Here is a 13,256-nt window from a genome sequence, read left to right as displayed (position 1 = left end):
CCTGGCGCCCGCCATTTTCGACCTTCCAAAGGAGCTTGCCATGGCCCAGTACCACCCCGGTCATGTACACATCGAGCGCACCGCGCTGAACACCAATGACCACAGCTATGACCTGAACATCGAATACGAGGCAGTGTCGGATCCCAGGGAAGGCAGAGGCATTCAGTTCCACATGCATGGCAGCATCGAAGGCAAGACGGTGGAGGAGAAGTTCTTCCTGCCCAAGGACCAGGTGTTGCCCAGCTTCCTCATGCTGTTGACCCGCAAGGCTCAGTCTTACCTGGCCCCGCCGAAGAAATTCGAGAACCTGAGTTCACCGCACAAACTCTACGACTATATGTTCGCGGACATTCGCGAAAAGCTGGACGTGAAATCAGGCGACGCGATCAAGCCTGAACATCTGGAGTGAGCTCAGAATTTTGGGGCTGCTTTGCAGCCCTATCGCGACACAAGGCCGCTCCCACAGGAGAATGCGTCAACTTTGTGGGAGCGGCCTTGTGTCGCGAAAGGGCCGCAAAGCGGCCCCGGCAATGTTAAGGCATACTACCGCCCTCCCCGGCCACCACCCCAACCCTCCCCATGCGCATCCACGTCAGCTTCATCGACCGCGTCGGCATCACCCAGGAAGTCCTCGCCCTGCTCGGTGCCCGCAACCTCAACCTGGACGCCGTGGAGATGGTCCCGCCGAACGTCTACATCGACGCCCCGACCCTCAGCCCCGCCGTGCTCGAAGAGCTGCACGATGCCTTGTTCGAAGTGCACGGCGTGCAGTCGGTGGATGTGGTCGACATCCTCCCTGGCCAACGCCGCCACCTGCAACTCGACGCCCTGCTCGCTGCCATGAGCGACCCGGTACTGGCCGTGGACAGCGCAGGCCTGGTGCTGCTGGCCAACCCGGCGCTGATCGCCCTGTGCGGGCGCGAGTCGGCCGGGCGCTCGGTGGGCGAACTGTTCGGCGACAACGGCCTGCTACAGGCCCTGCAGGACAACAACTTCCACCTGCCGATGCGTGAGATGCAACTCAACGGCCAGAGCCTGCTGCTCGACGCCACGCCGATCACCAACGCTGGCGGCCTGCTGACCCTGTATCCACCGACACGCATGGGTGAGCGCCTGTCGGCCTTGCACCACGACCACGCCGAAGGGTTCGACGCCCTGCTGGGTGAATCGCCAGCCATCCGTACCCTCAAGGCCCGCGCCTTGCGTGTGGCAGCCCTCGATGCCCCCTTGCTGGTGCACGGTGAAACCGGCACCGGCAAGGAGCTCGTGGCCCGGGCCTGCCATGCCATCAGCAGCCGACACGCAGCGCCGTTCCTTGCCCTGAACTGCGCCGCGCTACCCGAAAGCCTGGCCGAAAGCGAGCTGTTCGGCTATGCCCCAGGCGCCTTTACCGGCGCGCAGCGGGGTGGCAAACCGGGGTTGATGGAGCTGGCCAACCAAGGCACGGTGTTTCTCGACGAAATCGGCGAAATGTCACCCTACCTGCAGGCCAAGTTGCTGCGTTTTCTCAGCGACGGCAGCTTCCGCCGCGTAGGTGGCGACCGCGAGGTGAAGGTGGATGTACGCATCATCAGCGCCACCCACCGCGACCTGGAGCACATGGTGGCCGAAGGCACCTTCCGTGAAGACCTGTTCTACCGCCTCAACGTGCTCAACCTGCAGGTGCCGCCGCTGCGCGACCGTGGCCAGGACATCCTGATGCTGGCGCATTTCTTCATGCAGCAGGCCTGCACGCAAATTCAGCGCCCGCCTTGCCGCCTCACGCCAGCCACCCACTCGGCGCTGTTGGCCAACCCCTGGCCGGGCAACGTGCGCCAGCTGCAGAACGTGATTTTCCGCGCTGCGGCAATTTGCGAGAGCAACCTGGTGGACATTGGCGACCTGGATATTGCAGGCACCTCGGTGGCCCGTGGCCAGGATGGCGAAGTGGCAAGCCTGGAGCAGGCCGTGGGGGATTTCGAACGGGAGCTGTTGCAGCGTTTGTATGCAAGCTACCCCTCGACACGGCAATTGGCAGGCAGGCTGCAAACTTCGCATACCGCCATTGCGCAGCGGCTGCGCAAGTACGGTATTCCCCAAAAGCCATGAAGGTTGTTGAAAAGTCCGGAAGCGCTTCAGTATTGTCCTACAGGGTGCACCGATACTACCCAACTGTGCTTGCGTAGAATGGCCGCTCGCCTGTGGATATAAAAAGAGCACCCTGATGTTTGAACTCGACTTTTACGGCACCTTGGTAGCGGCTTCTTTAGTACTTTTATTAGGCCGCGGCCTGGTCGCACGCGTGGGTTTATTGCGCGCCTACAACATACCAGAGCCCGTCGCCGGCGGTTTGGTTGTTGCGTTTTGCCTGTTAGGGCTGCGGCACTTTGATATCCACGTGCAGTTCGATACTTCCCTGCAAACACCCTTGATGCTGGCGTTTTTCGCCACCATTGGTTTGAGTGCAGACTTTGCCAGCCTGAAAAAGGGTGGGCGTGTCGTTGCCATCTTCCTGCTGGTGGTGACTGGCCTGCTGCTGGTTCAGAATGCCATGGGCATCGGGCTGGCCACGGCATTGGGCCTCGACCCGCTGATGGGCCTACTGGCCGGTTCGGTTACCCTGTCCGGTGGCCATGGCACAGGCGCCGCCTGGGGCGCAACGTTCAGTGAGCAGTTTGGCCTGGCCTCTGCCTCCGAGCTGGCACTGGCCGCTGCAACGTTCGGCCTGGTATTGGGCGGCCTGATCGGTGGCCCGGTCGCGCGCTTGCTGGTCAAGCGCGTACAAACCAGCGGCATAGCGCAAGCGCAGCCACAACAGCCCAGGGGCTTTGAACAACCGAACGAAGAGCGCCTGATCACCTCAGCCAGCTTTATCGAAACCCTCGCGCTGATTGCCGTCAGCTTGCTGGCGGGCTCACTGTTGAATGGCCTGTTAAAGGGCACTGCACTTGAATTGCCAACCTTCGTTTGTGTGTTGTTCGTCGGCGTAGTGTTGCGCAATGGGCTTTCAGCCTTGGGCGCGTATCGTGTGTTCGAGCGTGAAGTTTCAGTGCTGGGTAATGTCAGTCTTTCACTGTTTTTGGCGATTGCGTTGATGTCGCTTAAATTATGGGACTTGGCGGCACTGGCGTTCCCGTTCTTTATTCTTTTGGCTACGCAAGCACTGGTCATGGCATTGTTTGCCATCTTCATTACGTTCAGGGTCATGGGCAGTAACTATGACGCAGCTGTATTAGCGGCTGGGCATTGCGGTTTTGGCCTGGGGGCCACGCCGACCGCCATTGCCAACATGCAAGCCGTGACGCAACGCTACGGGCCTTCGCATATCGCCTTTCTGGTAGTACCGATGGTGGGTGCGTTCTTCATCGATATCATCAATGTGATCGTGATCAAGTTGTATTTGGCCTTGCCGTTCTTCACGGCTGGCTGAAGCTTTAACGACGTATCGAAATCACTACACCGTACTGATTTCGATACAACCCCTCTCGAGTGCGTCTACACAAGGGTTTGATCCTCAAACCCTTTTCCTCCCCCCGCCTTCTGTATCGATTTCATTCCATAAGAATGAAAGCCTTCTCACAAAATATAATCAAGTCATTGATTTATAAGAACTTTTTCCTACTGGCCGCATTATTGCTAGGGATATTCCAACCCAAGAGCGCGGAGCCACCGCGCCCAACGCCCTGCTTCCCGAGGAATTCCCATGAGCGAGTTGCGTTTCACCGAAGATCACGAATGGCTGCGCGTCGAAGCCGACGGCAGCGTCACCGTGGGCATCACCGCCTACGCCCAGAACGCCCTCGGCGATGTGGTCTTCGTGCAACTGCCTGAGCTGCAGCAGTACGAAAAAGGTGCCGAAGCCTCCACCGTCGAATCGGTCAAGGCCGCCAGCGGCGTGTACATGCCGCTGACCGGCGAAGTGGTCGAAGTCAACGGCCAGCTCGAAGACAGCCCGGAACTGGTCAACGAAGACCCGATGGGCGAAGGCTGGTTCTTCCGCTTCACCCCGGCCGACATGAGCGAAGTCACCGCCCTGCTCGACCAGGACGCTTACGACCGCCTGCTCAAAGCCAACGACGACGCCTGAGGAACCGCACCATGACCATCAACCTCGGCACCGCCAACGAATTCATCGCCCGTCACATCGGCCCACGCGCGGCTGACGAACAGGCCATGCTCGCCGCCCTGGGCTTCGATTCCCTGGACGCCATGACCGCTGCGGTCATCCCCGACAGCATCAAGGGCACCAGCGTGCTCGGTGCCGAAGACGGCCAGAGCGAAGCCGACGCCCTCGCTGCGCTGAAAGCCATCGCCGGCACCAACCAGTTGTTCAAGAGCTACATTGGCCAGGGCTACTACAACACCCACACCCCGGCACCGATCCTGCGCAACCTGTTGGAAAACCCGGCCTGGTACACCGCCTACACCCCTTACCAGCCAGAGATTTCCCAAGGCCGTCTGGAAGCACTGCTGAACTTCCAGACCCTGATCAGCGACCTGACCGGCCTGCCGATCGCCAACGCCTCCCTGCTCGACGAAGCCACCGCCGCTGCCGAGGCCATGACCTTCTGCAAGCGCCTGTCGAAGAACAAGGCCAGCCATGCCTTCTTCGCCTCCAGCCATTGCCACCCGCAGACCCTCGACGTGCTGCGCACCCGCGCCGAGCCGCTGGGTATCAACGTCGTGGTCGGCGACGAACGTGAACTGACCGATGTCAGCGCCTTCTTCGGTGCGCTGCTGCAATACCCGGCCAGCAATGGCGAGGTGTTCGACTACCGCGAACTGGTACAGCGCTTCCACGCCGCCAATGCCCTGGTTGCCGTCGCTGCCGACCTGCTGGCCCTGACCCTGCTGACCCCACCGGGCGAGTTCGAGGCCGACGTGGCCATCGGCAGCGCCCAGCGCTTCGGCGTGCCGTTGGGCTTCGGCGGCCCGCATGCGGCCTACTTCGCCACCCGTGACGCGTTCAAGCGCGACATGCCGGGCCGCCTGGTCGGCGTGTCGATCGACCGCTTTGGCAAGACCGCCCTGCGCCTGGCCATGCAAACCCGCGAACAGCACATCCGCCGTGAAAAGGCCACCAGCAACATCTGTACCGCCCAGGTGCTGCTGGCCAACATCGCCAGCATGTTCGCCGTGTACCACGGCCCAGTCGGCCTCAAGCGCATCGCCCAGCGCACCCACGCACTGACCGCTATCCTCGCCGCTGGCCTCAAGGCCATGGGCGTTCAGGTCGTCGGCGACAGCGCGTTCGATACCCTGACCCTGGCGACCGGCGAGGCCACCGCCGGCCTGCATGCCAACGCCCGCGCCCAGCGCATCAACCTGCGCCAGATCGATGCTGGCCATGTTGGCCTGTCGCTCGACGAGACCACCGCCCAGGCTGACGTGGAAGCGCTCTGGCAACTGCTGGCCGGCGACCAGCCGCAACCGGACTTCGCCGCCCTCGCCGCCAGCACTGGCTCGCTGCTGCCAACCGGCCTGCTGCGTCAGTCGGCGATCCTCGAACACCCGGTATTCAACCGCTACCACAGCGAAACCGAGCTGATGCGTTACCTGCGCCGCCTGGCCGACAAGGACCTGGCGCTGGATCGCAGCATGATCCCGCTGGGGTCGTGCACCATGAAGCTCAACGCTGCCAGTGAAATGATCCCGGTCACCTGGGCCGAGTTCGGCAACCTGCACCCGTTTGCCCCGGCCGAACAGAGCCAGGGCTACCTGCAGATGACCACCGAGCTGGAAGCCATGCTGTGCGCCGCCACTGGCTACGACGCGGTATCGCTGCAACCCAACGCCGGCTCCCAAGGCGAGTACGCAGGCCTGCTGGCCATTCGCGCCTACCACCGTAGCCGCGGCGAAGGCCATCGCGATATCTGCCTGATTCCCTCTTCGGCCCACGGCACCAACCCTGCGACCGCGAACATGGCAGGCATGCGCGTGGTCGTCACCGCGTGTGATGCCCGTGGCAACGTCGATGTCGAGGACCTGCGTGCCAAAGCCCTCGAACACCGCGAGCGCCTGGCGGCCATCATGATCACCTACCCGTCGACCCACGGCGTGTTCGAGGAAGCGATCGGCGAAATCTGCGCGATCATCCACGACAACGGCGGCCAGGTTTACATCGACGGCGCTAACATGAACGCCATGGTCGGCCTGTGTGCCCCAGGCAAGTTCGGCGGCGACGTTTCGCACCTGAACCTGCACAAGACCTTCTGCATCCCCCATGGGGGTGGCGGCCCGGGCGTCGGCCCGATCGGCGTCAAGTCGCACCTGGCGCCGTTCCTGCCAGGCCATGCGCAGTTGGAGAACCACCAGGGCGCGGTGTGCGCCGCACCCTTCGGCAGCGCCAGCATCCTGCCGATCACCTGGATGTACATCCGCATGATGGGCGGTGCCGGCCTCAAGCGCGCCTCGCAAATGGCCATCCTCAACGCCAATTACATCGCCCGCCGCCTGGAAGAGCACTATCCTGTTCTATACACCGGTAGCAATGGCCTGGTTGCCCACGAGTGCATCCTCGACCTGCGCCCGCTCAAGGACACCAGCGGCATCAGCGTCGACGATGTGGCCAAGCGCCTGATCGACTTCGGCTTCCACGCCCCGACCATGTCGTTCCCGGTGGCCGGCACGCTGATGATCGAGCCGACCGAAAGCGAGTCCAAGCAAGAGCTGGACCGCTTCTGTGACGCGATGATCCAGATCCGCGAAGAAATTCGCGCCGTCGAAAACGGCAGCCTGGACAAGGACGACAACCCGCTGAAAAACGCACCGCACACGGCAGCGGAGCTGGTGGGCGAATGGGCCCACGGCTACAGCCGTGAGCAGGCGGTGTACCCGCTGCCGAGCCTGGTGGAAAGCAAGTACTGGCCACCCGTCGGCCGCGTCGACAACGTGTTCGGCGACCGTAACCTGGTCTGCGCCTGCCCGTCGATCGAGAGCTACCAGGACGCCTGATAGCTTTTCAATGGCAGCTCGTTCCCTGTGGGAACGGGCTTGCCCGCGAATGCGACAGTGAATTCGCCGCCGCATTCGCGGGCAAGCCCGCTCCCACAGGTTCAGTGTCTACCTGCAGAATCTGGTAGGAGGTCCATCATGTCACTGAGCGTCTTCGACCTGTTCAAGATCGGCATCGGCCCCTCCAGCTCCCACACGGTCGGCCCGATGCGCGCCGCCGCACGTTTTGCCGAAGGCCTGCGCCGCGACGGCCTGCTGGCCAGCACGGTCAGCGTCAAGGCCGAGCTGTATGGCTCGCTCGGCGCCACGGGTAAAGGCCACGGCAGCGACAAAGCGGTGTTGCTCGGCCTGGAAGGCGAGCACCCCGACACCGTCGACACCGAAGCCATCCCCGCCCGCCTGCAGGCCATCCGCGACAGCGGCCACCTGCGCCTGCTCGGCGAACACGACATCGTCTTCGTTGAAAAACAGCACCTGGCAATGATTCGCAAGCCACTGGCTTACCACCCCAATGGCATGATCTTCCGCGCCTTCGACCAAGCCGGCCTGCAGATTCGCAGCCGCGAGTACTACTCGGTTGGCGGCGGTTTCGTGGTCGACGAGGACGCTGCCGGCCACGACCGGATCGTCGAGGACAGCACACCGCTCACCTACCCGTTCAAGACCGCCAAGGCACTCCTTGGGCACTGCACCGCGCAGCACCTGTCAGTCAGCCAGGTGATGCTCGCCAACGAGGCGGCCTGGCGCCCAGAGGCCGAGACCCGCGCCGGCCTGCTGCGTATCTGGCAGGTGATGCAGGATTGTGTCGAGGCCGGTTACCGCCATGAAGGCATCCTGCCGGGTGGGCTCAAGGTCAAGCGCCGGGCACCGGCATTGTATCGACAGCTCAGCCAACACCCGGAAGCCAGCCTGCGCGATGCCCTGTCGGTGCTCGACTGGGTCAATCTCTACGCATTGGCGGTAAACGAGGAAAACGCCTACGGCGGGCGTGTGGTCACCGCGCCTACCAATGGCGCCGCTGGCATCGTCCCGGCGGTGCTGCACTACTACATGCGCTTTGTACCGGGCGCCAGCGAAGACGGGGTGGTGCGGTTTCTGCTCACGGCGGCGGCAATCGGCATTCTCTACAAGGAAAACGCCTCCATCTCCGGCGCCGAAGTCGGCTGCCAAGGCGAGGTGGGCGTGGCCTGCTCGATGGCTGCCGGCGCCCTGTGCGAAGTCATGGGCGGCACCGTGCAACAGGTGGAGAACGCCGCCGAGATCGGCATGGAACACAACCTGGGTCTGACCTGCGACCCGATCGGCGGGCTGGTCCAGGTACCCTGCATCGAGCGCAACGCCATGGGCTCGGTGAAAGCGATCAACGCCGTGCGCATGGCCCTGCGCGGCGATGGGCAGCACTTTGTGTCGCTCGACAAAGTCATCCGTACCATGCGCCAGACCGGCGCCGACATGAAAAGCAAATACAAGGAGACCGCCCGCGGCGGTCTGGCCGTCAACATCATCGAATGTTGACCCGATAACAACACCAAGGAGTCACCGATGTCCGAAACACTGCTCAAGACCCCGCTGCACGCCCTGCACCTCGAGCTGGGTGCGCGCATGGTGCCATTCGCCGGCTATGACATGCCGGTGCAGTACCCGTTGGGCGTGCTCAAGGAGCACCTGCACACCCGCGAGCAGGCTGGCCTGTTCGACGTCTCGCACATGGGCCAGATCATCCTGCGCGGCAGCGACGCTGCCCAGGCGCTGGAAAGCCTGGTGCCGGTAGACATCATCGACTTGCCAGTGGGCATGCAGCGCTATGCCATGTTCACCAACGAGCAGGGCGGCATCCTCGACGACCTGATGGTCGCCAACCTCGGCGATGACGTGCTGTTCCTGGTGGTCAACGCCGCCTGCAAAGACCAGGACCTGGCTCACCTGCAAAAGCACATTGGCAGCCGCTGCGAGATTCAGCCACTGTTCGAAGCCCGCGCCCTGCTGGCCCTGCAAGGCCCGGCGGCGGTCAAGGTGCTGGAACGCCTGGCCCCGGAAGTGGCCGGTATGACCTTCATGCAGTTGCGCCCGGTGACCCTGCTCGGTGAAGAGTGCTACGTCAGCCGTTCGGGTTACACCGGTGAAGACGGCTATGAAATTTCCGTGCCGGCCAACGCTGCCGACACCCTGGCCCGCCGCCTGCTGGCAGAGCCCGAAGTGCAACCGATCGGCCTGGGTGCCCGCGACTCGCTGCGCCTGGAAGCCGGCTTGTGCCTGTATGGCCACGACATGGACACCGAGACCACGCCGATCCAGGCCAGCCTGCTCTGGGCCATCTCCAAAGTGCGCCGCGCCGACGGTGAACGCGCTGGCGGCTTCCCAGGTGCTGACATCATCTTTGGCCAGCAACAGCAAGGTGTTAAACGCAAGCGCGTCGGCTTGCTGCCACAAGAGCGCACACCTGTACGAGAAGGCGCAGAGATTGTCGATGCATCCGATATCCCTGTGGGCAAAGTCTGCAGTGGTGGCTTTGGCCCAACACTTGGCGCACCGGTTGCAATGGGTTATGTCGATATCGAACATGGCGCGCTAGACACACCACTGTTTGCATTGGTGCGCGGCAAGAAGGTTGGCTTGAAAGTCAGCAAAATGCCTTTCGTGGCACAGCGTTACTATCGCGGCTGAATGCATGACATGAAGTGTGCGAACAGCTTTGCCATATTCGATTTCGAACCTGTGTAATAACGAATGAACATGGCGCCAGCCCAGGCGCCATGCCGTTTAAGACAAACCGTTCGGCTATCGGCGAAAGGCCTGTTTTCCATACGACCAAGGGCTTGTTTTTCGCGCTGGAGTTGGCGTAGAGTCACTGCACTGTGTTTGCATGGGTCGCAACAGTTCGTGACCTGGGCCAGTAGCCGCGATCTGCTACAACCCGTTCGACGTCTCTTACTTTCCAGCAACCCAGCCCAGTAAGCTTTCACCCAATACAATGTGAAAGTAACTGTTATCAAATTAATAGATTCATAGGAAATAAGAAAATGGCACAGCGTCAGAACGGTACCGTCAAGTGGTTCAATGACGAAAAAGGTTACGGCTTCATCACCCCAGAGAGCGGTCCGGATCTGTTCGTACACTTCCGTGCCATTCAGGGCAACGGCTTCAAAAGCCTGAAAGAAGGCCAGAAGGTTACCTTCGTAGCCGTTCAAGGCCAAAAAGGCATGCAGGCTGACGAAGTACAGCCAGAAGCCTGATAATCCATAAAAAAGAGCCCCTGCGTTGACGCGCAGGGGCTTTTTTTTGCCTGCAGTTCCCTAAAATGAGCCTTTGCCATCTGGAGCTGCAGCGTAATGTCCAAGCCCCCCCTCATGCCTCAGGGTAACTTCCCACCTGCTGGACTAGGCCGCCGGCTGGCGGCGATGTTCTATGACTTCCTGCTGTGCACCGCGCTGCTGATCGTGACGGCCGGCGCTTACAAGATGATCCAGATGGCGATCATCGGCGAGGCCCGCATGCGTACGCTGACCGATGCCGGGGCACTCGATGGCGACCCGTTGCTGTCGACGATCCTGCTGTTTGCGCTGTTCGGTTTTTTTGCCAAGTTCTGGACCCACGGCGGGCAGACCCTGGGGATGCAGGTGTGGGGCCTGCGGGTGCAGAACGCCGATGGCAGTGCCATCAGCCTGTGGCAGGCGCTGTTGCGCTTCGTGGTCTCGATCGCTTCGTGGCTATGCCTGGGGCTGGGGTTTTTCTGGGCGTTGATCGACAAGCGCAAACGCGGCTGGCATGACATCTATTCCGAGACACAGCTGGTGCGGGTGCCGAAGCAGAAGAAATAAAAAAGCCGACCCTGGGGTCGGCTTTTGTACATCGCTCAGGCCATCAACCCGCCCGGCGCAATAACCACAACCCTGCCAACGCACATATCGCAGCCGGTATCACCACGGCCAGCAGCGGCGGGAAGCCGAACACCTGGCTCGAAGGGCCAAGCAAGTCCTGGGCGATGCGGAACACGAAGCCCACCAGCACACCGGTGAATACCCGCTGGCCCAGGGTCACCGAGCGCAACGGGCCGAAGATGAAGGAAATCGCCATCAACACCAGCGCCGCAGTCACCGCAGGCTGCAGCACCTTGGTCCAGAACGCCAGCCAGTAGCGGGCATTGTTCAAGCCCTGGTCGGACAAATAGTGGATGTAATCCCACAGCCCGGTGATGGACAGCGATTCCGGCGCCAGGATTACCGTGTTGAGCAGTTGCGGGGTGACCGAAACGTCCCAACGTTCTTCTGGTGTTTTCACCACTTCGGTGTGGTCGCCACGGAAATACGTGGTGCGCACATCGCTGAGCATCCAATGGTCGTCATTGTACTGCGCCCGGCGGGCGAAGCTGGAGGTGACGATCTTGCGTTCGCTGTCGAAGCGATAGCGGGTCACACCCAGCAACAGGCCATTAGGCTGCACGGCGTTGATGTGCACGAACTCTTCGCCCTGGCGGTGCCACATACCGCGCTTGGAGCTCTGCGCCTCACCACCACCCTGGGCCAGGGAACGGTCCGCCTGGGCTTTGTTTTCGGTGACCGGGGCCACGTACTCGCCAATCAGCACACCCACCAGCATCAGCACCAGCATCGGCTTCATGACCGCCCAGACGATGCGCCCGATGGAAACCCCCGCCGCACGCATGATGGTCAGTTCACTGCTGCTGGCCAGGCTGCCAAGGCCGATCAGGCAGCCAATCAGTGCCGCCATTGGCAACATGTCGTACAGACGGCGCGGCGCGGTGAGCAGCGTGAACCAGCCAGCGTCCATTACCGTGTAGGTGTCGCTCAGGTCGCTCATCTCATCGATGAAGGCGAACAACGAAGCCAGACCGAGGATGATCCCCAGCACGGCCAGAATGGCCATCAGCACACTCATGCCGATGTAACGATCCAGCTTAACCATGGGCCACCTCCGCACGACGTGCGGCACGCTTGAGGCGCATCGGCTCCCAATACATCAGCCCAAGGCCGATCAGCAGGAACAGGCCATGTACCCACCACATGCCCAGGGCGATCGGCAATTTGCCCTTCTCGAGGGCGCCGCGTACGGAAATCAGCATTGTCAGGTAGGCCATGTACAGAAGAATCGCCGGCAGCAATTTGAGGAAGCGGCCCTGGCGTGGGTTGACCCGGGACAGCGGCACCGCCAGCAGGGTCACGACGAAAACCAGAATCGGCAACGACAAGCGCCATTGCAGCTCGGCACGTTCACGCAAGCGCTTCTGGCCGAACAGTTGCGAGGTGGGGATGGCTTCGCGATCGGTCACTTCCTCGCTGACTTCAGGCTTGGGCAGCAGTACACCGTAGGTGTCGTACTTGATCGCGCGGTAATCGGCCTGGCCTGGGTTGCCGTCGTAGCGGTAGCCGTTTTCGAGAATCAGGTAGCGGTTGCCGTCGGCCTGGATTTCCTGGTGGCCCTTTTCGGCGACCAGCACGGAGGGTGCCCGGTCCTTGGTCTTGTCTTGGTTGAAGCGTTTTTCGGAGATGAACACCCCGCCCAGGTTGATGCGATCGTCCGACAGCTCTTCGGTGTAGGTCACCCGCGAGCCATCACGCAGGGTCTGGAAGCGCCCTGGCACCAGGGTATCGAACTCGGTCAGGGCATCCTGCTGGCTGATGATCTGCTGCACCTGGGCCACGCCCAGGGGCGCCAGGCTCAGGCTCAGCCAAGCCACCAGCAAGGCCACCAGGGCAGCCGGCGCCATGGTCATGCCAAGCAGGCGCTGCTGGCTCATGCCCGTGGCCGAAAGCACGGTCATCTCGCTTTCAAGGTACAAACGGCCATACGCCAGGAGAATGCCGAGAAACAGCCCCAACGGCAGGATCAGTTGCAGAAAGCCTGGCAGGCGAAAGCCCATGATCAGGAACAGCACGCTCGGGTCGAGCACGCCCTGGGCGGCCTGGGCCAGGTACTTGATGAAGCGCCCGCTCATGATGATCACCAGCAGCACTGCGCTGACGGCGCTCAAGGTCACCAGGACCTCGCGGGAGAGATAACGAAAGACGATCAAACCAGACACTCCTGGGTTGTCAGGGCGGACTGCCAAACATTGGCGCCAAACAATGACTTAGTACAGCCAAGACCAATGTCGGTTCGCCATAGGCGAACCTCCATGTAAAGTGCGCGCATTATCCTGTGATTGACCGCCCCTGTCACTTGGCCGCGCATGAAGCCGCAAAACAGGGTTGTCAGCAGGCTTGCCGCAGGCTCAAACTGGCAGCTTTTCCACGGGTACGCGACCACGCGGCCTGGCCCGCCCAGAGCGCTGGAACACAAAGCGCCAACTGTATTGATCATTCGGG

11 protein-coding genes are annotated in these 13,256 nt (G+C 61.9%); 9 read left to right on the top strand and 2 right to left on the bottom strand.

Going from position 1 to position 13,256, the window contains the following annotated elements; genetic code table 11:
• Window positions 1-40 precede the first annotated feature (40 nt).
• From ACSSU5_RS15575 to ACSSU5_RS15535, 9 genes are all read left to right on the top strand, one after another.
• A complete protein-coding gene (locus ACSSU5_RS15575) occupies window positions 41-409 on the top strand; it encodes a DUF5064 family protein (RefSeq protein WP_264310121.1) in 369 nt (122 codons plus the stop codon).
• A 170-nt stretch (window positions 410-579) separates the two neighbouring features.
• Window positions 580-2,088, top strand: a complete 1,509-nt coding sequence (gene gcsR, locus ACSSU5_RS15570; protein ID WP_264310122.1) for a transcriptional regulator GcsR — start codon at window positions 580-582, stop codon at window positions 2,086-2,088.
• 115 nt (window positions 2,089-2,203) lie between these two features.
• Window positions 2,204-3,409, top strand: coding sequence for a sodium/glutamate symporter (gltS, locus tag ACSSU5_RS15565; RefSeq protein ID WP_492559227.1), 1,206 nt, complete (start codon window positions 2,204-2,206; stop codon window positions 3,407-3,409).
• A gap of 273 nt (window positions 3,410-3,682) precedes the next feature.
• The gene (gcvH, locus tag ACSSU5_RS15560; RefSeq protein ID WP_264310124.1) at window positions 3,683-4,066 is read left to right on the top strand and encodes a glycine cleavage system protein GcvH; all 384 of its coding nucleotides are present in this window, start codon (window positions 3,683-3,685) and stop codon (window positions 4,064-4,066) included.
• Between the two features lie 11 nt (window positions 4,067-4,077).
• Window positions 4,078-6,933, top strand: coding sequence for an aminomethyl-transferring glycine dehydrogenase (gene gcvP, locus ACSSU5_RS15555; RefSeq protein WP_492559226.1), 2,856 nt, complete (start codon window positions 4,078-4,080; stop codon window positions 6,931-6,933).
• A gap of 138 nt (window positions 6,934-7,071) precedes the next feature.
• Window positions 7,072-8,448 (top strand): L-serine ammonia-lyase, encoded by a 1,377-nt coding sequence (locus ACSSU5_RS15550; RefSeq protein ID WP_264310126.1) that lies wholly within the window; start codon window positions 7,072-7,074, stop codon window positions 8,446-8,448.
• Between the two features lie 27 nt (window positions 8,449-8,475).
• On the top strand, window positions 8,476-9,597 hold the full coding sequence (gene gcvT / locus ACSSU5_RS15545) for a glycine cleavage system aminomethyltransferase GcvT (RefSeq protein ID WP_492559225.1): 1,122 nt from the start codon (window positions 8,476-8,478) through the stop codon (window positions 9,595-9,597).
• 356 nt (window positions 9,598-9,953) lie between these two features.
• Window positions 9,954-10,166, top strand: coding sequence for a cold-shock protein (locus ACSSU5_RS15540; RefSeq protein WP_033701061.1), 213 nt, complete (start codon window positions 9,954-9,956; stop codon window positions 10,164-10,166).
• 96 nt (window positions 10,167-10,262) lie between these two features.
• Window positions 10,263-10,751, top strand: a complete 489-nt coding sequence (locus ACSSU5_RS15535; RefSeq protein ID WP_264310128.1) for an RDD family protein — start codon at window positions 10,263-10,265, stop codon at window positions 10,749-10,751.
• Between the two features lie 43 nt (window positions 10,752-10,794).
• Here the strand turns inward: ACSSU5_RS15535 and lptG are convergent, their stop codons facing one another.
• Both lptG and lptF read right to left on the bottom strand, forming a co-directional pair.
• Window positions 10,795-11,856, bottom strand: a complete 1,062-nt coding sequence (gene lptG, locus ACSSU5_RS15530; RefSeq protein ID WP_264310129.1) for an LPS export ABC transporter permease LptG — start codon at window positions 11,854-11,856, stop codon at window positions 10,795-10,797.
• Window positions 11,849-12,964: an LPS export ABC transporter permease LptF gene (gene lptF / locus ACSSU5_RS15525; protein WP_492559224.1), complete on the bottom strand. Its 1,116-nt coding sequence runs from the start codon at window positions 12,962-12,964 to the stop codon at window positions 11,849-11,851. The genes lptG and lptF overlap by 8 nt, the downstream gene beginning before the upstream one ends.
• Window positions 12,965-13,256: the final 292 nt, after the last annotated feature.

Source organism: Pseudomonas sp. E1MeOHC2 (assembly GCF_058745025.1).
The sequence above is the reverse complement of the archived record's forward strand: the minus strand, read 5'-3'. Positions and strand labels throughout refer to the sequence as shown.

Bases quoted from the DNA above. Each gene is read 5' to 3' on its own strand.
- ACSSU5_RS15575 (WP_264310121.1), top strand. From the start codon at position 41: ATGGCCCAGTACCACCCCGGTCATGTACACATCGAGCGCACCGCGCTG.
- gcsR (WP_264310122.1), top strand. From the start codon at position 580: ATGCGCATCCACGTCAGCTTCATCGACCGCGTCGGCATCACCCAGGAA.
- gltS (WP_492559227.1), top strand. From the start codon at position 2,204: ATGTTTGAACTCGACTTTTACGGCACCTTGGTAGCGGCTTCTTTAGTA.
- gcvH (WP_264310124.1), top strand. From the start codon at position 3,683: ATGAGCGAGTTGCGTTTCACCGAAGATCACGAATGGCTGCGCGTCGAA.
- gcvP (WP_492559226.1), top strand. From the start codon at position 4,078: ATGACCATCAACCTCGGCACCGCCAACGAATTCATCGCCCGTCACATC.
- ACSSU5_RS15550 (WP_264310126.1), top strand. From the start codon at position 7,072: ATGTCACTGAGCGTCTTCGACCTGTTCAAGATCGGCATCGGCCCCTCC.
- gcvT (WP_492559225.1), top strand. From the start codon at position 8,476: ATGTCCGAAACACTGCTCAAGACCCCGCTGCACGCCCTGCACCTCGAG.
- ACSSU5_RS15540 (WP_033701061.1), top strand. From the start codon at position 9,954: ATGGCACAGCGTCAGAACGGTACCGTCAAGTGGTTCAATGACGAAAAA.
- ACSSU5_RS15535 (WP_264310128.1), top strand. From the start codon at position 10,263: ATGTCCAAGCCCCCCCTCATGCCTCAGGGTAACTTCCCACCTGCTGGA.
- lptG (WP_264310129.1), bottom strand. From the start codon at position 11,856: ATGGTTAAGCTGGATCGTTACATCGGCATGAGTGTGCTGATGGCCATT.